Raw genomic sequence first — 20,368 nt, forward strand, 5'->3', positions numbered from 1 at the left:
ACATTTTTGGGGGAGGCAATGAGCATGCGCGGTTCGCCGTTCTCAACGGCGCTACCAAGATACCTGTGTCAACGTAACTCTTCGAGGATACGGCGGCGGGGTGCGCGCCTCACCCAGGAGGTCGCATGGGCGCTGCAGTCGGACGGCCTGCGCGACGCTGTTCGGCGGGCCGGTCGTCGCGGTCTCGCGATCATCGGCGGGCTGGTGATCAAGGGCCCGACCCGCAAGATCATGAATGAGCTCGGCACCGCCGCGGTGCGTCGAGCGCTGGCTGCTTGAAGCAGCGGCGAGTTGCGATACCCGCCAACTGCGATGATGTGCACCCAGTGTCGGCGTTGCTTCAGCTGCTGCGCGGCGGGCGTCGTTGCTGGCTGGGCTTGGCGCCGACCGCCGCGAAGATCTTGCCGCCGGTGATCATTTCGATCTCCGAGGCAGGCAGCGGCTTCTGGCATTCGGACGACGGATTGAGCCAGAAATTCGAGCCGGGCAGCATGGCGAACAAATCCTCGGCGACAGCGCCGAGACAGCTCTCGGGCTCCTTGACGTACTCCGAGATGCGCGACTTCGACGTGAAGGCCGGGTGCCAGCGCAGGCCCTGAAAGTCGACGGTGGCGACATTGATCGTCTCCTGCGGCTGCAGCGCGCGGGTCTCGCCCGGCGCGACCGGCGCCTCCGGCACCAGGATGTAGATCTCGGTCTTCAGCAACGCCTGATAGAACGCCGGCGCGGCGCCGGGGTCTCTGGCGGCGGCCTGCATCAGCGCTTCGAGATTGTTCTGCGGTTCGAACACGGACATCCTCCCTGCTGGTATGCGATGAGTCGTCAATCCTGCTCGCGCAGCGCGCGATAGATCATGTTGCGGGACACGCCGAGCTTGCGGGCGGCCTTGCTGACATTGTTGCCGGCCTCCGCGTAGGCGCTCAGCAGTTGCGCGCGCTGCAAGTCGCGCAGTCCGCGCTTCAGTCCGCCGCTGCTCGGCGCGCTTGCCGAGAGTCGTTTCGCCGTGAGGTCGCCGATCGCCGCCTTGACGGCCGCTTCGCCGATCAGGCCGCCTTGCTCGGCGAGCGACAGCCGCGACAGCACGTTGCGCAATTGCCGGATGTTGCCGGCCCACTCGAGTTCGGCGAGCCGCTCGATCGCGCCCGGCGTCAGCCGGGCCGACGGATCGACCCGGGCCAACACGTGCCGGGCGATGTCGGCGAAGTCGGATCGCTCGCGCAGCGGCGGCAGCGTCACCTCTAGCGTGTTGAGCCGGAACAAAAGATCGGCGCGGAAGCGGCCCTTGGCGATCGACTCGTCGAGATCGGCATTGGTGGCGGAGACCAGCTGGACGTCCACCTTGCGCTTGGCGCCGCCGACCGGCCGAACGGTCCAGTCATCGAGGAAACGTAGCAACACAGCCTGCAGCGACACCGGCATGTCGCCGATCTCGTCGAGAAACAGCGTGCCGCCGTCGGCCTCCTTGAACAGTCCGCTGGCTCCGCCTTTGCGCGCGCCGGTGAACGAGCCCTCGGCGTAGCCGAACAGTTCGGCTTCGATCAGGCTGTCCGGCAGCGCGGCGCAGTTGACCGGCACGAACGAACCGGAGCGTCGGCTGGCGGCGTGGGCGTGGCGGGCGAGTTGTTCCTTGCCGGTGCCGGTCTCGCCGCGCACCAGGATCGGCATCTTGCGCGCTGCGGCGTTCTCGACCTGGCGCACGATCGCCGCGATCGCCGGATCGGCGGAGACGAACTCGGCCACGGCCGGCGCCGGCGGAGGCGGTGCCTTGACGATCGGCTGCGACATCATCGGAAACTGCCGCGTGTTTTCGATGGTGGCGACGAACTGGCTGCCGACGTCGTCCTCCAGGCTCTGCCGCTCGCTGCGCCGGCCTTCATCGACGAAACGGTTGAAGTCAGTGCGGAACACGTCGGCGAAATGCCGGCCGGCCGCGGCCGGCAGCCCGTGGAGCAGCACGCGCGCAGCGCGATTGGCGGAGAGGATTCGGCCATCCTCATCGACCGCGAGCAGGCCGGCGCTGAGCGTGTGCAGATACTCACCGCGGTTGTGAAACGCGATCAGGATATTGCCGCGGTGATACTCGCGGAACAGGCCGTTCTCGATCTGCGTCGCCGCCATTCCGACCAGCGCCTGGGTGTGAGTCTGGCGCGACAGGCAATCCGATGATGCGTCGAGGATGCCGGTCAGTTCACCATCAGGCGCGAAGATCGGCGCAGCCACGCAGGTGAGATTGTTGTAGCGCGGGAAGAAGTGCTGATCGCCGTGCACCGCGACCGGCCGCTTCAGATGCGCCGCCGTGCCGAGCCCGTTGGTGCCGCAGTGGCGTTCGGTCCACAGCGCGCCGGGCCGGATGCCGGCGGCGTCGGACGCATCGCGAAAACTGCGGTCGCCAATGATGTCGAGCAGCAAGCCTTCGGCGCTGGCAAACGCGACCATGAAATTGGAGCCGGAGATCTGCTGATGCAGCGTGTGCATTTCGGCCAGCGCCAAGCCGCGCACCAGCGAGCAGCGCTGTTGTTCCTGCCGCAGCGTGGCCGGGCTGACGAACTCCGGCGGAGGCGGCCGCCGCATATCGAGCCCGAGTGCGATGCAGCGCATCCAGCTGTCGTAGATATCGACCGGCATGTAGCCGGCCGGCGAACCGCCGCGTTGCTCGAGCGCTAATCCGATGTTGTCGAGGCGCCGCCCGGCAAGCAGCATCGACTGCCCTCCCTGATCGAGCATCAGACGTTCCTCCGTCCCGCGAGCCGTATTCGGCTTCTCGTTGCGGCGTTCGAACTTCAACATATTCCAACTAAGCAAAATTCCAAATTCTTCGTCTCGTCTCGAAGTGTTCCGCGGCGGAACACGAATGTTCACCACGTTGGTCCAATGCGGATCGCGGCGGCGCCGTCGCGCGATCCGGAAGTGCATGTAACTCAGGCTGTTAGTCGCGTGGCATGGCTCTTGCTGTTGTTAGTTCGTCGCCCGGCGCCAACGAGGTGACAGAACAAAAATAATTTTCAGGGAGCGAAGGTTCGATGAAAGCCGCGGTTCTGCATGCATTCGACGAGAAGCTGACGGCGAAGGAATTCGTCAAATACGAAGACGTGGCTGATCCGAAGATCACGCGGCCATCGGACGTGGTGGTGCGGATCGGCGGCGCCGGCGTGTGCCGGACCGATCTGCATATCGTCGAAGGCATCTGGCGTAGCAAGGTTGACGTCAACCTGCCTTACATCATGGGGCACGAGAATGCCGGCTGGGTCGAGGCGATCGGTCCCGGCGTCGAAGGCATCAAGGTCGGCGATCCGGTGATCTGCCATCCGCTGGTCACCAGCGGTCATTGTCTGGCGTGCCGCCGCGGCAACGACATGCATGCCGATGACAGTGTGTTTCCCGGCATCAACGCCAATGGCGGCTATGCGCAATATCTGCTGACGGGCCAGCGCTCGCTGATCAAGCTGCCGAAGACGCTGGCGCCGAAGGACGTGGCTCCCTACACGGACGCCGGCCTCACCGCTTATCGCGCTGCGAAGAAAGCCTCGCGGCATCTGCTGCCCGGGCAGTACGTCGCGGTGATCGGCGCCGGCGGTCTCGGCCACATCGGCATCCAGGTTCTGGCCGCGTTGTGCGCCGCCGAAATCATCGTGGTCGATCGCGACGACAAATCGCTCGAACTCGCCAAGACCTGCGGCGCGCATCATCTGGTGAAGGCCGACGGCAACGAGGTCGAAGCCACGCTCGCACTGACCGGCGGCCGCGGCGCCGAAGCCGTGATCGACTTCGTCGGCGAAGGCGAGGCCGTCGCGCGCGGCCTGGCGATGACGGCGAATGACGGCTTCTACTACGTGGTCGGCTACGGCGGCAAAATCGAGCTGCCGACCATCGACCTGATCACCACCGAGAAGACCATCGTGGGCAATCTGGTCGGCAGCTATGCCGAGCTGGTCGAGCTGATGAAGCTCGCCGACCGCGGTCTCGTTCAGCTTCACACCAAGGAATACAAGCTCAGCGCCGCCAACGATGCGCTGCACGACCTGCATCATGGCCGCATCCACGGCCGGGCCGTGCTGGTGCCATGACGGGCCGCTGCGAGGCGGTCCGCTCACCGCCGCAAACCTGGATGGGCGACATGACCAACAACAGCGCGGACGATCCGCCGAATGCCGACCGGTCGGATCGCGAGGCGGCGCGCGCCAGCATGCTGGCCCGACATCGGCTGATCGAGGCGATCATCCGCAACAACGAGGCGCAGCTGCGCAACGACAGCGCACGCGGCGGTGCCGAGATCGAGATGCATTGCGCGATCCGCGACAGCCGGCTGCCCGGCGCGTCGGAAGATGCGGCTGCCGAAGTGGAGCGGATGACCGCGCGGCTCAAGGCGCTGCAGGACGAACACGATCGGCTCGTCGCCGAACGCGAGTGGCTCAACGCATCGCTGCTCGAATTCGACGCCGGCCCGCAGGGCGGGGGCACTCACTACCGATCAGGAAACGCATGATGACCAGCAACAGCACCGACACGGTTGGCAAGGGGCCGCGCGACGGCGTGCCGCCATCCGGTCCGATCGAACTCAGCGAAGAGGACCGCTCCAAGGACGGCTTCTTCGTGCAGCTCGCGGGCATCGCCGAGGCGATGATCGCCAGCCACGGCAAGGATTTCGCGATGGGCGCCCTGGTGCTCACCGCGCGGTTCATCGCCGAAGGCAAGCCCTTGACCAAGGGCGCCGCGCAACGCGACCCGGCCGAGCGGCCGGTCTCCGGCCCGTCCTGAGCGACGGGCCACCGACCATCGGGCGCACCTGCCTCATGCGTAGCAACCAATCGTCGAGCGGGCGCCCGACCAACCAAGGCAGGAAGTGAAGTCAAGACGAAGTCCAAGCAACGTCCAAGGGAGACCTAAATGTCTGAGACACTGACGCTGAACAAGATCGTGAGCCAGAAGGGCATCAGCACCGCGGAAGCCGCCAACCGCGTGTCCGATCTCGGCTGGACGCCGAGCTACGTCCAGGAGGCGATGACCTTCCCGACCGACTACAAGATCTCGCGGGTGCCGCGCGACCCGATGAAGCAGGTGCTGCGCTCCTACTTCCCGATGCAGGAAGAGAAGGACAACCGCGTCTACGGCGCGCTCGACGCGGCGCTGCGCGGCGACATGTTCCGCAATGTCGAGCCGCGCTGGGTCGAATGGATGAAGCTGTTCCTGGCCATCATCCCGTTCCCGGAAATCTCCGCGGCGCGCTCGATGGCGATGGTCGGCCGGCTGGCGCCGGGCGAGGAACTGCGCACCGGCTTCACCATGCAGATGGTCGACGAGTTCCGCCATTCCACGATTCAGATGAATCTGAAGAAGTGGTACATGGAGAACTACATCGATCCCGCCGGCTTCGACATCACCGAAGCGGCGTTCGGCAAGTGCTACGCCACCACGATCGGCCGGCAGTTCGCCGAGGGCTTCCTCACCGGTGACGCGATCACCGCGGCCAACATCTATCTGACAGTGGTGGCCGAGACCGCCTTCACCAACACGCTGTTCGTCGCGATGCCGTCGGAAGCCGCCCGCAACGGCGACTATGCGCTGCCGACCGTGTTCCTCTCGGTGCAGTCCGACGAATCCCGCCACATCGGCAACGGCCACTCGATGCTGATGGCGATGATCCACGATCCGTCGAACCATCAGCTGCTCGAGCGCGACCTGAAATACGCGTTCTGGCAGAACCACGCCATCGTCGACGCCGCGATCGGCACCTTCATCGAATACGGCACCACCAACCGCGACAAGAACAAGGAGTCCTACGCCGAGCTGTGGCACCGCTGGATCTACGAAGACTACTACCGGACCTACATGCTGCCGCTCGAAAAGTACGGCATCAAGATCCACCACGACGACGTCGCCGAGGCCTGGGACCGCATCGTCAAGAAGAATTACGTCCACAAGACCGCGCAGTTCTTCTCGGTCGGCTGGTCGTTCAACTTCTGGCGCATCGAAGCCCAGACTGAGAAGGATTTCGAGTGGTTCGAGCACAAATATCCGGGCTGGTACGCCGAATTCGGCGACTACTGGAAGTGGTACGCGAAGCTGTCGAAGCCGGGCGAGAAGGTGATCGCCTTCAATTCGGACGTCGGCTACGTCTATCCGCACCGCTGCTGGAGCTGCATGGTGCCGTGCCTGATCCGCGAGGACTTCTGCTGCGACGAAGTCGACGGCAAGGTCTACACCTACTGCTCGGAAGGCTGCCGCTGGACCCACAAGGTGGCGTTCGCCGCCGAGTATGAAGGCCGCGCCACGCCGGCGATGGGCCGCTTCAGCGGTCGCCGCGAGTGGGAGGAGTGCTACCACGGCTGGGATCACGCCGATGCCCTGGTGGATCTCGGCTTCGTGCGCTCCGACGGCAAGACGCTGGTGCCGCAGCCGCATCTGCGCTTCGAGCAGAAGGACATGTGGACGCTCGACCACGTTCGCGGCAACACGCTCGGCAGCCCGCTGCGCTCGTTCCGGGCCCTGAAGCCCGGCGCCGAACGCGACGCCGCCGTCGCCGAGTATCGCAAGGGCTTCACCATCAACCCCTGCAACTGAGCCAGGTTGGAGGCGAGGGGGCCGCACGCCGCGGCCCCCTCGTCCCCGCCGATGCGGCGCCGCGCGCGCTGCGACCTCCGTCCCACTAACCAGGCCGAGATCCATGTCGGAAACCACCACCACCTACAAGGTCCGCCTCGAGCCGGTCGGCATCGAGATGGATGTCGAGGAAGGCGAAACCGTTCTGGACGCCGGATTCCGCCAGGGCATCGCGCTGATGCATGGCTGCAAGGAAGGGCAGTGCGGCTCTTGCAAGGCGCGTGTGCTGAGCGGCGATATCGAGATGCTGAAATACTCGACCTTCGCGCTGCCGGACTACGAACGCGAGAACGAGCATGTGCTGCTCTGCAAGACCCACGCCTACAGCGACCTCGAGGTCGAGCTGCTGAATTTCGACGAGGAGCTGCTGTCGCATTCAATCGCGGTGAAGTCGTTCGAGGCCCGGCTCGCCAAGGTGACGCCGCTGACCCACGACATCCGTCTGCTCGAGATCGACCTCGACAAGCCGATGAAGTTCTGGGCCGGCCAATATGTCGACCTGACGCTGCCCGACATCGGCGTGACGCGAGCGTTCTCGATGGCCAACGCGCCGGTCGACGGCACGCGGCTGTCGTTCATCATCAAGAAATATCCGAACGGCCTGTTCTCGTCGCAGCTCGACGGCGCGCTGCAGCCCGGTGCCGTGCTGCAGGCCAAGGGCCCCTACGGCACCTGCTTCCGCCGCGAAGGGCGAACCGGCCCGTTGCTGCTGATCGGCGGTGGGTCCGGCATGTCGCCGCTGTGGTCGATGCTGTCGGATCAGGTGCAAAGCGGCGATCAGCGCCCGGTGCGGTTCTTCTACGGCGCGCGGACGCGGGCCGATCTGTTCATGCTGGACGAGATCGCGGCGGTCGCCGCGGCGCTGCCGGACTTCGAGTTCATCCCGGCGCTGTCGCACGCCACCGCTGACGATCAGTGGGACGGCGAGACCGGCTTCATCCACGAGGTGGTGCAGCGACGGCTCGCCGCCGAATCCCTGAGCGGCGTGATCGACGCTTACGCCTGCGGACCGGTGCCGATGATCGATGCGGTGCTGCCGGTGCTGCAGATGGCCAATGTCGAGCCCGATCACATCTTCTTCGACAAGTTCACGCCGGCCACGCGCTGACGGCCGACGCCCTCGCTACGCCTGAAAACGCCAATCGGCGAAACCAACCATAACCCAGGGAGGATGACATGAGTGCCAGCCCACAGACCGTCCAGAAGTCCGGCGCCGCAGGATCCGCGATCTTCGCCGGATCGGACAGCCGCAAGTACAATTACTACGAGCCGAAAGCCCGCAAGGCGACCCACTACGAGGACATGACCGTCGACGTGCAGCCGGATCCCGAGCGCTATCTGTTGCAGGACTGGATCATCTCGTTCCCGGACGGCACGCCGACCTATTCCAAGAACTGGACGAAGGCACGTAGTTCGAACTGGCACCAGTTCCGCGCGGTCGATCAGGAATGGGAGCGGACGCACTATCAGCGGCAATCGACGATCTGCGGCATGGTGCAGGGCGTGATCGAGAACGCGCGCAAGTCCGGCGCGCCGAAACGCTTCGACGCCGCCTGGGTCAAGGTGCTGCAGGATCATCTCGGCGCCTACAAGCACGCCGAATTCGGGCTCGGCACCTCGCTGATGCAGGCGCAGCGCTACGGCTACACCCAGATGATCAACAACGCGACGCTGACCAACTCGTCCTACAAGCTTCGCTTCGCTCAGGACCTGACGCTGTATCTCAGCGAGATCGGCATGGACATCGGCACCTTCGATCATACGGCCGGCAAGAAGCACTGGCTGGAAGATCCGATCTGGCAGGGCACCCGCAAGGCGGTCGAAGCCATCATGGGCGCCACCGATTATCTCGAACAATATCTCGCGACCAATCTGGTGTTCGAGCCGCTGGTCGGCGAGCTGTTCCGCAGCGGCTTCATCATGCAGATGGCTGCGTCACAAGGCGACTTCGCGACGCCGTCCGTGGTCGCAGCGGCCGAGGCGGACTACGAGCGCAATCTCGCCAACACCGTCGAGCTGATCCACATGCTGACGCACGACAACGAGAACGGCCCGCACAACCGCGATCTGTTCAACGGCTGGATCGCACATCACGGCGCGCTGGCCCGCGAGGCCGCCAGCAATCTGCAGCCGATCTGGTCGCAGCCGCGCGTCAAGGTCACCGGCTTCGCCGACGCCCAGGCGCAGGCCGACAACCGCATCAAGACGATCTGCGCGCAGGTCGGCCTCGTCGCGCCGTGATCGTCGGCGCGGAGATCACCATGACGCAACTGCTAGCAAGCCATCACCCCAGGAGAGCCAGATGACCGAGGCCGCGACCAACATCTTCAAGTCGATGAAGGACATCAAATTCGAGGAGACGATCTCGCATCAATGCGGGGTGACGATGAACGACAGCGTCGAGGCGCGCGCCATTGCCGAAGTGATGGAGCAGAAGGTCGGCGTCAAGGTGACGTTCATGCCGGCGATGATCCGGATCGACGGCGAGGGCAAGCTGGTGTTCAAGATGAGCGAGATCAGCGAAGCGCTCGGCCGCGAGATGACGCCGTATCTTTTCGAGATCTCGACCTCCACCCATTACGGCCGGATGGTGATGGTCGACGACGACACCGTGGTCTGCTTCGGCGACATGAACGAGGCGCTCGCCTACATCGAGCACTGACGCGGCCGGGGCCGGCCGCGGGCCGGCTCCCTTCGTTTCCACGAGCTCGGATCGATCGATCCGCCAATCAGACGCCCGAACGGGACGTGACAGGGAGAGACGCGATGTACAGGACGGCATCCGGCGAAGAAATCTTCGTGATCGACGGCCACACCCATTTCTGGGACGGCAGCCCGGCCAACCAGAAGAACATCCACGGCAAGCAGTTCATCGAATGCTTCTACGCCTACCACTCCAACCTTAGCCCGCCTGAAGAGAAGTGGCCGCAGGACAAGTTCGAGAAGTACGACGCGCAGACCATGCACGACGATCTGTTCGTCCACGGCTACGACGACATGGCGATCCTGCAGTCGACCTATCTGACCGATTTCTACAATCACGGCTTCAACACCGTGGAGCGCAACTTCGCGCTGAAGAACAAGCATCCCGAGCGCTTCATCCTCAACGGCGCGTTCGATCCCCGCGACGGCAACAAGGGGCTGGAGCAGCTCCATGCCGACGTCGAGAAGTACAAGCTGCAGGGCGTCAAGCTGTACACCGCGGAATGGCGCGGCGACTCCAAGGGCTATCGGCTCGACGACAAGGAGTCGTACCGGTTCCTGGAGGAAGCGCAGAAGCTCGGCATCAAGAACGTCCACGTTCACAAGGGCCCGACCATCATCCCGCTGAACAAGGACTCGTTCCAGGTCGGCGACATCGACGACGTCGCGACCTCGTTCCAGGATCTCAACTTCATCGTCGAACATTGCGGCCTGCCGCGGCTCGACGATTTCTGCTGGATCGCCACGCAGGAGACCAACGTGTATGGCGGCCTCGCGGTGGCGCTGCCGTTCATCCACACCCGCCCGGCTTACTTCGCGCATGTGATGGCGGAGCTGCTGTTCTGGATCGGGCCGGACAAGATCCTGTACGGCAGCGACTACGGCATCTGGACGCCGAAATGGCTGATCGACCGGTTCATGGCGTTCGAGATCCCGGAGGAACTGAGCAAGGAAACCGGCTCGGTGCTGACGCTCGAGACCAAGAAGAAGATCCTCGGGCTGAACGCGGCGCGGCTCTACAACATCGATATCGAGGCGCAGAAAAACCGCATCGGCGCCGCCGGCGGTTACGATCATCTCGCCGCTGCTCACGCCGCGGAGTGAGGCCATGATCGCCGTGACGATCGCGGACCTCGAGGCCGAGGTCTGGGGCGCGTTGCAGACGGTGACCGACCCGGAGCTCGACGAGTCGGTCACTGATCTGAAGTTCGTCACGCGGGTCGATGTGGATGCGGATCACCGCGTCCACATCGGCTTCCGCCTGCCGACCTATTGGTGCGCCGCCAATTTTTCCTTTCTGATGGCCGACGACATGCGAACCGCGGTGCTGCAACTGCCGTGGGTGACGTCCGTGGAGGTCACGCTCGGCGAGCACATGTATGCCGACAAGATCAATGCCGGCCTGAAGGAGGGACGCTCGTTCCAGGACACGTTCGGCGACGAGGCCGACGGCGATCTCGGCGAGGTGCGGCGGACATTTCTGCTGAAGGCGTTGCAGCGCCGGCAGGCGGCGCTGCTGTCGCACCTGATCGACGAGGGCTACGCGCCCGCGATGCTGGTCGAGCTGACGCGTGACGAACTCACGGCGCTGGATCTCGACGAGACCGGCGCACGCCTCGTCGCGCGCTATCTGGAGCGGCGGCCTGTCGTGGCCGACCGGTTGTCCCTGGCCTTCGTCGATACCGAGGGGCAGCCGCTGCAGGCCGAGACGCTGACCACCTATGTCCGCGCGCTACGGCGCGTCGACGTCAATGCCGAATTCAACAGCGCGCTGTGCCGCGGGCTGCTGCACGTCCGCTTCGATACCGAAACGCCGCTGACGCCCCGGTGCGCGAGACCGCTCGACCAGACAAACAGCGCGCCCGCGTAGCGCGTCCAAAAAGACAGGGAGGATCACGATGCCGAAGATGATGCTTCACGATGCCCAGGCGCGCGAAGCGCTCGGGCGAGGGGTCGCCAAGCTGGCGAAGGCGGTCAGCGGGACGCTCGGGCCGAAGGGCATGAACGCGGTGATGGACCGTCCGATCGGCACGCCATTGGTGTCGCGCGATGGCGTCAGCATCGCGGCCGAGATCGAGCTGGAATGCCCGTTCGAAAACATGGGCGCCCAGGTGCTGCGCGAAGTCTCCAAGCAGACCAACGAGGTGGCGGGCGACGGCACCACGACGGCGACGGTGCTGGCGGATTTCCTGGTGCAGCACGGCCTCAAGCTGCTGGCCGGCGGCGCCAACGCGGTCGAACTGGTCGAAGGTTTGGAAGCCGCCGTCGAGGAAACCATCAAGGCGCTGAAGCGCGCCGCCAAGCCGGTCGACGGCCCGAACGGCATCCGTGCCATCGCCACCATCGCGGTTAACGATGCCCGGCTCGGCGCGATGGTCGCCGAGGCTTTCGCGCGCGCCGGCAATCACGGCATCGTCGCGGTCGAATTCGGCTCGACCGTGGAGACCACGCTGGAAGTGGTCGAAGGCATGGCGTTCGAACGTGGCTATCTCTCGCACCACATGGTCACCGATGTGGAGCGCATGCAGGTGGTGCTCGACGAGCCCTATATCCTGATGACCGACCACAAGATCCAGACCAGCGATCAGCTCGCCGGCGTGTTTGCGCTGATCGAGAAGAGCGGCCGGCCGCTGCTGATCATCGCCGAGGACGTCGCGCCGCCGGTGATCATGATGCTGCTGTCGCGCCGCGAGAAGACCAACGTCAAGGTCGCGGCGATTCATCCGCCGGAATACGGCCACTGGCGCAAGGCGATGCTGGAAGATATCGCGGTCGCGACCGGTGGACGCGTGATCTCGCGCGACCTCGGCGGCACGCTCGAGCGCGCCAGGCTCGAGGATCTCGGCTCGGCGCGGCAGGTGCGGATCTCGTCGTCGAAGACGCTGATCACCGCCGGCCACGGCAGACCCAACGAGATCGACGCGCGGCGCGAGCAGGTGCTGCGGCAATACGAGGCCGCGCCCGAGAACATCGAGCGCGACAAGTTTCAGGAGCGGCTCGCCAAGCTGTCGGGCGGCACCGCGATGATCCTCGCCGGGGGCGCCACGCCGGTCGAGCAGAAGCGCCGCGCGCAACTGATCGAGGACTCGATCAACGCCACCCGCGCGGCGATCGAGGAGGGCGTCGTGCCGGGAGGTGGCGTGGCGATGATCCGCGTTGCGCCCGAACTCGACGACTTGATTAGCAAGTTGGAAGGCAGCGCCAAGCAGGGCGCCGAGCTGATGCAGCGCGCGCTGAGCCAGCCGCTCGCCTGTATCGTCGCCAATTGCGGCCGCGACAGCGCCGCCGCGGTCGACAAGGTCGTCAAGGCCAGCAACGGCTACGGCTTCGACGCGCGGACCGGCACCACCGTGGATATGATCAAGTCTGGGATCATCGATCCGGTGAAGGTCAGCTACTCGGCCGTCCGCAACGCCGGCTCGGTCGCCGCCCTGATCCTGACGACGCAGACGCTGATCGCCAAGAAGCCGGAATATTACGACATCACCGCGGAGCCTGCGCGTGGGGGCGGCGCGGAGTTGTTGTGAGGGTGCACGCGTCGGTGCAGCCTCGGAAAACTTCCACTGATTGAAGCGAAACGACCGTTACCACCTGCACGGGCTCCTCATCCTGAGGAGCCCGGCGCAGCCGGGCGTCTCGAAGGATGAGGCAGCGGGGTGCTTGCGGCGCATGGTTCGAGACGGCGCTTTGCGCCTCCTCACCATGAGGTTGTGCCCGTTGAGAGCGTCTCGGTGACTCAAGAAAGAAATTGTTGGATGGCGATCACCGCGCTGCCGTCTGACCCAGCGCGCGGTACACGGTGTTGCGGGAGACGCCGAGGCGGCGCGCGGTTTCGCTGACATTGCCGGCGGTTTCGGCATGGACGGCGAGGATGCTGGCGAGCTGCATGTCCTGCAGCGAGCCCGATCGCGGCTGCGGCGCCTGGCCGATCAGATCGGCGATCACCGATGAGCCCGGCCCGTCGCCGCTGCTGAGCGCAATGCGCGCCAGGATATTGCGGAGTTCGCGGATGTTGCCGGGCCACGACCGCGCCGCCAGCGCTGCCATCGTCGGCGCGGCGATCTCGCAGCCCGGATCGATGCCGTCGATCAGATGCCGCACGATCGACTCGAAGTCGGTGCGATCGCGCAGCCGCGGCAGCGTCACTTCGAGCGTGTTCAGCCGATACAGCAGGTCGGAGCGAAACCGGCCCTGGGCGACGGCGTCTTCGAGCCCGGCATTGGTGGCCGAGACCAGAAAGATATCGACCCGTCTGCGCGCGCCGCCGACCGGGCGCACCGTCCAGTCGTCGATCAGGCGTAGCAGCACGGCCTGCAACGCAACCGGCATGTCGCCGATCTCGTCGAGAAATAACGTGCCGCCATCGGCCTCCTGCACCAGCCCCGGCGCGCCGCCGCGACGTGCGCCGGTGAAGGCGCCCTCGGCGTAGCCGAACAGCTCGGCTTCGATCAGACTGTCGGGGAGCGCGGCGCAATTCACCGGCACGAACGCGCCCTGTCGCCCGCTGGCCGCGTGGGCATGGCGCGCGAGCTGTTCCTTGCCGGTGCCGGTCTCGCCGCGGATCAGGATCGGCATTTGTCGCGCGGCCGCGACCTCGACGCGGCGCACCACGGCCTGCACGGCCGGATCGGCGACGACGAAGCTGGTCGCCGGCGACGGGGCGTGGCGCAACCGTCGCGGCGCTGAGTCAGCACAAGGCGGCCGCTTCACGGCGGGCTCTTCGCAAAAGCGCAAGCCTTGCGGCGGCGCGGTGCGCGGTCCGGAACTCATCCGCCGGTTATCAGGCTGGTCCTGCTTCTGCAGACCGCGATCCGGTCCTGCTAATCGCCGCCTTGCATGTAGCACGATGACGGCGCCGATGCCGGTGTCGTCGTGGGCGACGAGATCGACGCTGACGCCCGGGATCAGCTCCTTCAGCTTGGCGGGCCACTCGGCGAAGTCGAGCCGCTTCAAAATCCGCGTCGGCGGATCGTGCCCGTCGCCGCGGAGATTGTCGCGGATCGCCTTGCGGGCGAGTTCGCTGCCGTGAAGTATGGTGCCGCGCCGATCGATCAGCAGGCTCTCGTCGCTCGCCCAGATCGCGCGCTTGGCGAGGTAGTGCTGCAGCAGGCGCTCGTGGTCTTCCTTGATGGCGCGCGCCAGCACGCTCTCCACTTGCTGCCCGACGCAAACCGCCAGCGCCAGGCTGTGCGGATTGAACGTCGTCGCCGGTCCCGAAATATCGACGATGCCGAGCACCTCGCCGTCCACCGGATCGCACACCGGCACCGCCGCGCAGGTCCAGCGCTGCACCTCGGCGCAGAAATGCTCGGCGCCGTGAATCTGCACTGGCCGCGCTTCCGCCATCGCGGCGCCGATCGCGTTGGTGCCGATGTCCGCCTCGCTCCAACGCCCGCCATGCTCGAGATGCACGGCCCGCCCGGCGTCGATCACCCGCGCGTCACCTTCGGTGTCGATGATCAGCCCCGACGGATCGGTGAGGATCATGATCGACTGCGCGTCGCTGAGAAAGGTCCGCGAGTTCTCCAGCGCCCGACGCGCGGCATGGCGCAGCGCGACGTGCTTGGCGCGCTGACGGAACAGTTCGGCTTCGGCTACGATGGGGGCCGTGGTGCGATCGATTGCCACCTGGTGGCTGCGGGAGCGTTGCCACGAGTTTGCCACAGGAGATCGCAGCTCGCTTGCCAGCGCGCCGCGTTCAACGAAGCGCTCCCATGCGGCGCGCACGTCTCGCTGGTCCATGTCGGCTCCCTTGGCGTCATGGCGTCCGAGGCCACCAAACAGCGGCGCAAAACCAAGCCCAGCCTGGCTGCTCGCAATCACCTCGGCGAAGTCATCTCGCGTCCGTCCGACCTGCCGATATCGCCGACCGCAATCAGCCCTGCGTCGACGCCGGCAGCATCCCCTCGATCCCCAACACGTTCCGCGCAAGCTGTCATCGATATCAAAAGCCTGCCCGGGCGCGATCGGTGAGCCTATACCTCATTGGCAAAGTGGCAAGAAGGAGACGCGTGGGAATCAGCTGAGCAAGAAAGAATCGTTGCTGCGCTGCGGTTTGAGACGCCGAAGCTGTTTGCATTGCGAGACGCGTTTACTACCAAGGCGTGCGTGGCCTGAGGAGGCTGCTCGTCGACGGCGCTGGTGCGGTTGGTGCACTTCATCGCAGGATTCTCCGGAACAACTTGCGCGCCAGTGAGTGGTGCTCGATCGTAAACTCATCAGAAGAGGATTGCCCGTGATGGCCAAGCCGGTTCATTCGATGATCCGCGTGCTCGACGAAGCGCGGTCGCTGAACTACTACAACAAGGCCTTCGGCCTGGAGCCGGCCGATCGCATTGCCTTCCCGGATTTCACGCTGATCTATCTGCGGCACCCGTCGTCGCCGTTCGAGCTCGAACTCACCGTCAATGCCGATCGGACAGCGCCCTATCAGATGGGCGACGGCTACGGTCATCTGGCGGTCGTGGTCGACGATCTGGCCGCGGAGCACGCGCGCTTCGAACGCGAGAATCTCTCGCCGGGACCACTGCGCGAACTGCAGCACAATAACGCGGTGCTTGCGCGCTTCTTCTTCGCTACCGACCCGGATGGCTACAAGATCGAGGTGATCCAGAGGGGTGGCAGGTTCGGTTGATCGGCGGTCATGTGGCCGGGAGGTCGTGCCGGCGGGAATGTCTCCGGCTCGGACCATGGTCGTCATGGCGCCGCGCCTTGGTCACCAGCGACGCAGGGTATTGCCCCGCATCGCGTCAGCCCGCTGATTGTTATCGCTGCCACTCCCGGCGCAGGATCGCGTACTGCAGGGTGTTCTCGTAGATCGGGTCACCATTGCGGTCGGTCGTGAAGGAGACGAAGTCCTTGAACAGCCCTTCCTGGCGCATCCCTAGTCGTTCGCACAGACGCTGCGACGCGATGTTGTGGTCTTCGACATAGGCGTAGAGGCGGCGTGCGTTGCGTGCAGTGAACAAATGGTCAAACAACGCGCGCGCGGCTTCGGACGCAAAGCCGACGCCAGCGAAGGCCTCGTTGAAATTCCATCCGACCGAAACCGTATCGTCTTCGGGCACGGCGAACAGGTCGCCGATGAGCCGGCCGGTCGACTTCAAACACACCGCAATGTGCTCATCGCTTCGGCTGCGCAAGGTCGCCTCCGCTTCGGCCGCCGGCAGGTCGTCGAGCTTCATCGACAGAAAGCAGCTCGACCGCGGCGCGTACAGATAGGCCAACAGATCGGCCGCGTCGTTCGTCCGGAAATTTCTCAGGACGAGACGGTTTGTTTCGATGGCATCCATGCGGTCGGACCTTCCTGACCTTCGACCGATCCGAAAGCCGGCGCGGCATCCGCCGTGTTGTCGCGCAAGCTCAGCGCTTTTATGGCGGCCGAGTCAGTCTCTTCACCGGCGGATCGCAAAGACGATGATCCCGCGAAGCGGAAATCTGGTTGCGCCTTTGCGCCGCAGCACGCCCTCTGAGCTGCCTTCCCCTCTCCGCGAAGGAAGCCGCCGGTTGACAAGGAATTTCGAGACCCGCAAGACGCTCTGAGCGAATGACGCCTTGCCACGTCAAGCAAGGTGCGTCGCGGTCGATCGATCGAGGAGCAAGGCGGCATGAAGACCACCGAACCGATTGCAGGCTATGACATCCCGGCCGTCGAAGCCTGGATCCGTGCGAATGTCCCTGCGCTGACACCGCCGCTGGTCTGGACGCGGCTGCAGGGCGGCCACTCCAATCTGACCTACCTGATCGAAGACGCAAGCGGCCGGAAGGCCGTGATCCGCAGGCCGCCGCTCGGCGAGCTGCTCCCCAAGGCGCACGATATGCAGCGCGAGTGGGCGCTGATCAGCGCGCTCGGGCCGACTCCGGTGCCGGTGCCGGCCGCGTTCGGCTTCTGCGACGACACCGCGGTGACCGGCGCGCGGTTCTACATCATGGGCCATGTGAACGGGCACCCGCTCTACACCGCGGCCGACACGCGCCGCCTGGTGCCGGAGCAAGAGCGCGCCAAGCTGGCGCATTCGTTCATCGACGTGCTGGCCGATCTGCACGCGGTCGACCCCGACGCTGTCGGCCTTGGCGATCTCGGCAAGAAGGACAGTTACGTCGGCCGGCAATTGAAGACTTGGTATCAGTCGTGGATGGCTTCGATCGAGCCGGCGAAGTTCGATGACCCGCGCGCGCACAGTTTGCGTGAATTCCTGCTGGAGCAACTCCCCGAACAGGGACCGGCGCGGATCGTTCACGGCGACTACGGGCTGCACAATACCCTGACGGGGCCAGACCACACCATCGTGGCGGTGGTCGACTGGGAGATCTCGACGCTCGGCGATCCCCTGGCGGACCTCGCCTATGCCCTCAATCAGTTTCCCGATCCCAGCGATCGCGACCGGCAGTGGGGCGAAGCTCCGACGGTGCTGCCGGGCTTTCCGTCCCGCACCATGTTGGCAGACCGTTACGCGGCACGCACCGGCCGTGACCTGTCCAGGCTCGACTACTACATCGGCTTCAACCGCTGGAAGACCGCCGCGATCATCCACGGCGTCTATGCCCGCTACATGGCGGGACAAAAGAGCACAGAGGGCGTCGACCTGGACAACTTGCGCCGCCGGGTCAGCGAGCAACTGGATTTGGCCGAACAAGCAATCGGTCGGCTGAAGCAGAGCGGTGCTTCCGCCTAGAGCGGCGAAACAGCAGCCGATATTCACCATCGCCAGCACTGCGGGCGGCCGTTGAGCGCCGGCCGTCCGCATCGAACAAGCTCAATCCAAGGGAGAAAACTGACATGAAACTCGATTCCTCGGTCGCCGCCGTCGTCACCGGCGGTGCGTCGGGCCTCGGCGCCGCGACCGCACGTGCGCTCGCCGCGCAGGGCGTGAAGGTCGCGATCTTCGACTTCAACGAAGAGAAGGGCGAGGCCGTCGCCAAGGAGATCGGCGGCGTGTTCTGCAAGGTCGACGTGACTTCCGACGAGCAGGTCGATGCGGCCTTCGCCAAGGCGCGCGCGGCGCACAAGCAGGAGCGCATCCTGGTCAATTGCGCCGGCACCGGCAACGCGGTGAAAACCGCCGGCCGCGACAAGAAGACCGGCGAGCCGACGCATTTTCCGATCGATGCCTTCAATCGCATCATTCAGATCAATCTGGTCGGCACCTTCCGCTGCATCGCCAAGTCGGCGCAGGGCATGCTGTCGCTGCCGCCGCTGGACGACGGCGAGCGCGGCGCCATCGTCAACACCGCGTCGGTCGCGGCCGAAGACGGCCAGATGGGCCAGGCGGCCTATTCGGCCTCGAAGGCCGGCGTCGTCGGCATGACGCTGCCGATCGCGCGCGACCTGATGAGCGAAGGCGTCCGCATCAACACTATCCTGCCGGGCATCTTCAACACGCCGCTGCTGCAGGGCGCGCCGGAGAACGTCAAGGCCGCGCTCAGCGCCTCGGTGCCGTTCCCGAAGCGGCTCGGTCTGCCGGAGGAATATGCGCAGCTCGCGCTCACCATGATCACCAACGGCTACTTCAACGGCGAAGACGTCCGTCTCGACGGCGCGATCCGGATGGCGCCGCGCTAAGCGCCTCGCCAGAGCTGCAACAAAAAAGCGGCCCGCGTCATCGCGGGCCGCTTTGATTTTGAGGAGACGGTCGAACGGCGCGGGGCGCTTACCGATACTCTTCCGATTCGCGCAGCCCGCTGATCCACAGCGCCAGCACGGTGACCACGGCGCCGGACAGCAGATAGGCGCCGGACGACAGCAGGCCATAATGGGTGGCGAGCAGCAGCGCGGCGAGCGGCGCGAAGCCGGCTCCGAACAGCCAGGCCAAGTCGGCGGTCAGCGCCGAGGCGGTGTAGCGATAGGCCATCCGGAAGCTGGAGGCGATCGCGCCCGAGGACTGGCCGAACGACAGGCCGAGCAGCACGAAGCCGAGCATCATGTAGACCGACTCGCCGACCGGGCCGGCGTCGAGCAGCTGCGGCGCGAAGCCGCTGAACACCGCGATCGCGACGGCCGAGCCGATCAGCAGCGGCTTGCGGCCGATCCGGTCGGACAGATAGCCCGACGCGATGATCGCGAGCACGCAGATCGCGGCGCCGATGGTCTCGATGACCAGGAAGCGGACCGGGCTTTCACGTGTGAACAGGAACACCCAGGACAGCGGGAACACCGTCACCATGTGGAACAGCGCGAAGCTCGCCAGCGGCGCGAAGGCGCCGATCACGATGTTGCGGCCTTCGTTGCGGACGGTCTCGCTGACGCGGCCGGGCTGCAATTCGCGGCTTTCGAACAGCGCGGCGTATTCCGGCGTCACCACCATACGAAGCCGGGCGAACAGCGCCACGACGTTGATGGCGAAGGCGACGAAGAACGGGTAGCGCCAGCCCCAGCCGAAGAAGTCCTCGGCCGACAGGTGTCCGGTGAAATAGGCAAACAGCGCGCTGGCGACGATCAGGCCGAGCGGCGCGCCCAGCTGCGGGATCATCGCGTACCAGCCGCGCTGCTCTTTCGGCGCGTTCAGCGCCAGCAGCGAGGCGAGGCCGTCCCAGGCGCCGCCCCAGGCCAGGCCCTGCGCGGCGCGGGCCAGCGCCAGCAGCCAGATCGCGGTCGCGCCGATCTCGTAATAGCCGGGCAAGAACGCGATCGCGACCGTCGCAGTGCCGAGCAGCAACATCGCGATGATCAGCTTGGCGCTTTTGCCGTAGGTGCGGTCGATCGCCATGAAGATCACCGAGCCGAACGGCCGGGCGATAAAGGCGATGGCGAAGATCGCGAAGGAATAGAGGGTGCCGTTCAACTCGCTGGTGAACGGGAACACCAGACGGGGGAACACGATCACCGAGGCGATCGCATAGACGAAGAAGTCGAAGAATTCGGCGGTACGGCCGATGATGACCCCGATGGCGATGTCGTTCGGGTTGGCATGCTTGTGCGCCGGATCCGAGCCAAGTCCCTCCGTCGTGGTTCCCGCTGTGGTGGTGTCCGTCATCGCCTCTGCCGTTGAAATGTCGAAGGAAAATGTTGCGAGCGCTTCTCACTTTTAGAAGCGATCGCATTTCTGTTTGAGCGGTGATCCCGCACCGC

At 65.3% G+C, this 20,368-nt stretch carries 19 protein-coding genes; 14 read left to right on the forward strand and 5 right to left on the reverse strand.

Annotation, left to right across the window (positions count from 1 at the left end):
* Positions 1 to 24: 24 nt before the first annotated feature.
* On the forward strand, positions 25 to 279 hold the full coding sequence (locus ACFFJ6_RS09380) for a hypothetical protein (protein WP_378386795.1): 255 nt from the start codon (positions 25 to 27) through the stop codon (positions 277 to 279).
* Between the two features lie 61 nt (positions 280 to 340).
* Here the strand turns inward: ACFFJ6_RS09380 and ACFFJ6_RS09385 are convergent, their stop codons facing one another.
* Both ACFFJ6_RS09385 and ACFFJ6_RS09390 read right to left on the reverse strand, forming a co-directional pair.
* Positions 341 to 796, reverse strand: a complete 456-nt coding sequence (locus tag ACFFJ6_RS09385) for an SseB family protein (protein WP_378386797.1) — start codon at positions 794 to 796, stop codon at positions 341 to 343.
* Between the two features lie 26 nt (positions 797 to 822).
* Positions 823 to 2,724 (reverse strand): sigma-54-dependent Fis family transcriptional regulator, encoded by a 1,902-nt coding sequence (locus ACFFJ6_RS09390; protein WP_378386799.1) that lies wholly within the window; start codon positions 2,722 to 2,724, stop codon positions 823 to 825.
* Between the two features lie 296 nt (positions 2,725 to 3,020).
* Here ACFFJ6_RS09390 and ACFFJ6_RS09395 point away from each other — a divergent pair, with 296 nt between their 5' ends.
* The 10 genes from ACFFJ6_RS09395 (at position 3,021) to ACFFJ6_RS09440 (ending at position 12,827) form a co-directional block, all read left to right on the forward strand.
* Positions 3,021 to 4,064, forward strand: coding sequence for an NAD(P)-dependent alcohol dehydrogenase (locus ACFFJ6_RS09395; RefSeq protein ID WP_378386801.1), 1,044 nt, complete (start codon positions 3,021 to 3,023; stop codon positions 4,062 to 4,064).
* Between the two features lie 50 nt (positions 4,065 to 4,114).
* Entirely contained in the window at positions 4,115 to 4,483 is a 369-nt protein-coding gene (locus tag ACFFJ6_RS09400) for a hypothetical protein (protein WP_378386803.1), read from the forward strand.
* Positions 4,483 to 4,755, forward strand: a complete 273-nt coding sequence (locus ACFFJ6_RS09405) for a hypothetical protein (protein WP_378386805.1) — start codon at positions 4,483 to 4,485, stop codon at positions 4,753 to 4,755. The genes ACFFJ6_RS09400 and ACFFJ6_RS09405 overlap by 1 nt, the downstream gene beginning before the upstream one ends.
* Before the next feature lie 129 nt (positions 4,756 to 4,884).
* Positions 4,885 to 6,558 (forward strand): aromatic/alkene/methane monooxygenase hydroxylase/oxygenase subunit alpha, encoded by a 1,674-nt coding sequence (locus ACFFJ6_RS09410; RefSeq protein ID WP_054163169.1) that lies wholly within the window; start codon positions 4,885 to 4,887, stop codon positions 6,556 to 6,558.
* Between the two features lie 103 nt (positions 6,559 to 6,661).
* On the forward strand, positions 6,662 to 7,705 hold the full coding sequence (locus tag ACFFJ6_RS09415) for an NADH:ubiquinone reductase (Na(+)-transporting) subunit F (protein WP_378386808.1): 1,044 nt from the start codon (positions 6,662 to 6,664) through the stop codon (positions 7,703 to 7,705).
* Positions 7,706 to 7,773: 68 nt separating this feature from the next.
* Positions 7,774 to 8,838: an aromatic/alkene monooxygenase hydroxylase subunit beta gene (locus ACFFJ6_RS09420; RefSeq protein WP_378386810.1), complete on the forward strand. Its 1,065-nt coding sequence runs from the start codon at positions 7,774 to 7,776 to the stop codon at positions 8,836 to 8,838.
* A gap of 61 nt (positions 8,839 to 8,899) precedes the next feature.
* Positions 8,900 to 9,259, forward strand: coding sequence for an MmoB/DmpM family protein (locus tag ACFFJ6_RS09425; RefSeq protein WP_054163166.1), 360 nt, complete (start codon positions 8,900 to 8,902; stop codon positions 9,257 to 9,259).
* 104 nt (positions 9,260 to 9,363) lie between these two features.
* Positions 9,364 to 10,404 (forward strand): amidohydrolase family protein, encoded by a 1,041-nt coding sequence (locus tag ACFFJ6_RS09430; protein WP_378386813.1) that lies wholly within the window; start codon positions 9,364 to 9,366, stop codon positions 10,402 to 10,404.
* A 4-nt stretch (positions 10,405 to 10,408) separates the two neighbouring features.
* On the forward strand, positions 10,409 to 11,170 hold the full coding sequence (locus tag ACFFJ6_RS09435) for a metal-sulfur cluster assembly factor (RefSeq protein WP_378386815.1): 762 nt from the start codon (positions 10,409 to 10,411) through the stop codon (positions 11,168 to 11,170).
* Positions 11,171 to 11,198: 28 nt separating this feature from the next.
* Entirely contained in the window at positions 11,199 to 12,827 is a 1,629-nt protein-coding gene (locus ACFFJ6_RS09440) for a molecular chaperone GroEL (RefSeq protein WP_378386817.1), read from the forward strand.
* Positions 12,828 to 13,062: 235 nt separating this feature from the next.
* On the opposite strand, the gene ACFFJ6_RS09445 is transcribed toward ACFFJ6_RS09440, so the two are convergent.
* Positions 13,063 to 15,042, reverse strand: coding sequence for a sigma-54-dependent Fis family transcriptional regulator (locus ACFFJ6_RS09445; protein WP_378386819.1), 1,980 nt, complete (start codon positions 15,040 to 15,042; stop codon positions 13,063 to 13,065).
* 496 nt (positions 15,043 to 15,538) lie between these two features.
* Between ACFFJ6_RS09445 and ACFFJ6_RS09450 the strand changes: the two genes are divergently transcribed.
* Complete coding sequence (locus ACFFJ6_RS09450; RefSeq protein WP_378386822.1) at positions 15,539 to 15,934, forward strand: VOC family protein; 396 nt, start codon at positions 15,539 to 15,541, stop codon at positions 15,932 to 15,934.
* A gap of 130 nt (positions 15,935 to 16,064) precedes the next feature.
* Here the strand turns inward: ACFFJ6_RS09450 and ACFFJ6_RS09455 are convergent, their stop codons facing one another.
* On the reverse strand, positions 16,065 to 16,592 hold the full coding sequence (locus ACFFJ6_RS09455; RefSeq protein WP_378386824.1) for a GNAT family N-acetyltransferase: 528 nt from the start codon (positions 16,590 to 16,592) through the stop codon (positions 16,065 to 16,067).
* A gap of 315 nt (positions 16,593 to 16,907) precedes the next feature.
* Here ACFFJ6_RS09455 and ACFFJ6_RS09460 point away from each other — a divergent pair, with 315 nt between their 5' ends.
* Both ACFFJ6_RS09460 and ACFFJ6_RS09465 read left to right on the forward strand, forming a co-directional pair.
* The gene (locus ACFFJ6_RS09460) at positions 16,908 to 17,975 is read left to right on the forward strand and encodes a phosphotransferase family protein (protein WP_378386826.1); all 1,068 of its coding nucleotides are present in this window, start codon (positions 16,908 to 16,910) and stop codon (positions 17,973 to 17,975) included.
* 104 nt (positions 17,976 to 18,079) lie between these two features.
* The gene (locus tag ACFFJ6_RS09465) at positions 18,080 to 18,862 is read left to right on the forward strand and encodes an SDR family NAD(P)-dependent oxidoreductase (protein ID WP_378386828.1); all 783 of its coding nucleotides are present in this window, start codon (positions 18,080 to 18,082) and stop codon (positions 18,860 to 18,862) included.
* 88 nt (positions 18,863 to 18,950) lie between these two features.
* On the opposite strand, the gene ACFFJ6_RS09470 is transcribed toward ACFFJ6_RS09465, so the two are convergent.
* Complete coding sequence (locus ACFFJ6_RS09470; RefSeq protein WP_378386830.1) at positions 18,951 to 20,273, reverse strand: MFS transporter; 1,323 nt, start codon at positions 20,271 to 20,273, stop codon at positions 18,951 to 18,953.
* Between the last annotated feature and the right edge of the window lie 95 nt (positions 20,274 to 20,368).

Source organism: Rhodopseudomonas telluris (assembly GCF_042432815.1).
In the GTDB taxonomy this organism is placed as follows: domain Bacteria; phylum Pseudomonadota; class Alphaproteobacteria; order Rhizobiales; family Xanthobacteraceae; genus Rhodopseudomonas; species Rhodopseudomonas telluris.

Excerpts from the sequence above, each read along its gene's own strand:
- ACFFJ6_RS09380 (WP_378386795.1), top strand. The coding sequence starts at position 25 with ATGCGCGGTTCGCCGTTCTCAACGGCGCTACCAAGATACCTGTGTCAA.
- ACFFJ6_RS09385 (WP_378386797.1), bottom strand. The coding sequence starts at position 796 with ATGTCCGTGTTCGAACCGCAGAACAATCTCGAAGCGCTGATGCAGGCC.
- ACFFJ6_RS09390 (WP_378386799.1), bottom strand. The coding sequence starts at position 2,724 with ATGCTCGATCAGGGAGGGCAGTCGATGCTGCTTGCCGGGCGGCGCCTC.
- ACFFJ6_RS09395 (WP_378386801.1), top strand. The coding sequence starts at position 3,021 with ATGAAAGCCGCGGTTCTGCATGCATTCGACGAGAAGCTGACGGCGAAG.
- ACFFJ6_RS09400 (WP_378386803.1), top strand. The coding sequence starts at position 4,115 with ATGACCAACAACAGCGCGGACGATCCGCCGAATGCCGACCGGTCGGAT.
- ACFFJ6_RS09405 (WP_378386805.1), top strand. The coding sequence starts at position 4,483 with ATGACCAGCAACAGCACCGACACGGTTGGCAAGGGGCCGCGCGACGGC.
- ACFFJ6_RS09410 (WP_054163169.1), top strand. The coding sequence starts at position 4,885 with ATGTCTGAGACACTGACGCTGAACAAGATCGTGAGCCAGAAGGGCATC.
- ACFFJ6_RS09415 (WP_378386808.1), top strand. The coding sequence starts at position 6,662 with ATGTCGGAAACCACCACCACCTACAAGGTCCGCCTCGAGCCGGTCGGC.
- ACFFJ6_RS09420 (WP_378386810.1), top strand. The coding sequence starts at position 7,774 with ATGAGTGCCAGCCCACAGACCGTCCAGAAGTCCGGCGCCGCAGGATCC.
- ACFFJ6_RS09425 (WP_054163166.1), top strand. The coding sequence starts at position 8,900 with ATGACCGAGGCCGCGACCAACATCTTCAAGTCGATGAAGGACATCAAA.
- ACFFJ6_RS09430 (WP_378386813.1), top strand. The coding sequence starts at position 9,364 with ATGTACAGGACGGCATCCGGCGAAGAAATCTTCGTGATCGACGGCCAC.
- ACFFJ6_RS09435 (WP_378386815.1), top strand. The coding sequence starts at position 10,409 with ATGATCGCCGTGACGATCGCGGACCTCGAGGCCGAGGTCTGGGGCGCG.
- ACFFJ6_RS09440 (WP_378386817.1), top strand. The coding sequence starts at position 11,199 with ATGCCGAAGATGATGCTTCACGATGCCCAGGCGCGCGAAGCGCTCGGG.
- ACFFJ6_RS09445 (WP_378386819.1), bottom strand. The coding sequence starts at position 15,042 with ATGGACCAGCGAGACGTGCGCGCCGCATGGGAGCGCTTCGTTGAACGC.
- ACFFJ6_RS09450 (WP_378386822.1), top strand. The coding sequence starts at position 15,539 with ATGGCCAAGCCGGTTCATTCGATGATCCGCGTGCTCGACGAAGCGCGG.
- ACFFJ6_RS09455 (WP_378386824.1), bottom strand. The coding sequence starts at position 16,592 with ATGGATGCCATCGAAACAAACCGTCTCGTCCTGAGAAATTTCCGGACG.
- ACFFJ6_RS09460 (WP_378386826.1), top strand. The coding sequence starts at position 16,908 with ATGAAGACCACCGAACCGATTGCAGGCTATGACATCCCGGCCGTCGAA.
- ACFFJ6_RS09465 (WP_378386828.1), top strand. The coding sequence starts at position 18,080 with ATGAAACTCGATTCCTCGGTCGCCGCCGTCGTCACCGGCGGTGCGTCG.
- ACFFJ6_RS09470 (WP_378386830.1), bottom strand. The coding sequence starts at position 20,273 with ATGACGGACACCACCACAGCGGGAACCACGACGGAGGGACTTGGCTCG.